Consider the following 508-nt stretch of genomic DNA (forward strand, 5'->3'; position numbering starts at 1 on the left):
AAGAACGACGCATAAATACTGCCAACCATCTTTACAGCGTACTTGTGTGATATCTGATACCCACACGGTATTTGCTGAATCAACATTAAACTGGCGTCGTAATAAATTACTCGCTTTGATTGTGCCTTCTTTCTTCGCGCGGCTTGTATAGCGCCTCTTACCTGACTTTGAACGATAGCCAACGCTTTGTAGTAGTCTCTGCACACGCCCTTTACTGCAATCAAAACCATGGGCTACCGCTGCCTCCCAGAGCTTTCTATAGCCAGGGATACAGTGCTCCTGGTCGCTAATATGCTTTAGAAACTTAAGTAACGAACTGTTCTCTTTCTGGCGTGTGCTAGGTAATTGCTTTAACCATTTATAATACCCAGCCGGCGACACAGATAACCAACTGCACAACTTCTTCACTGTACGTTTGGCATCTGTGACCCTGTGGATATATTCGAACCTTATTCTTTTAGGCTGTCGAAGTAGACCTTCGCCTTTTTTAAAACGTCATTCTCCAACT

General features: G+C 44.1%; 1 pseudogene. It reads right to left on the reverse strand.

Annotation, left to right across the window (positions count from 1 at the left end):
- Positions 1–204 (reverse strand): annotated as a pseudogene (locus tag MTF66_RS38425) (IS3 family transposase); the annotation flags it as partial.
- Positions 205–508 lie beyond the last annotated feature (304 nt).

The sequence above is a fragment of the Pseudoalteromonas sp. 2CM39R genome, from assembly GCF_023161845.1.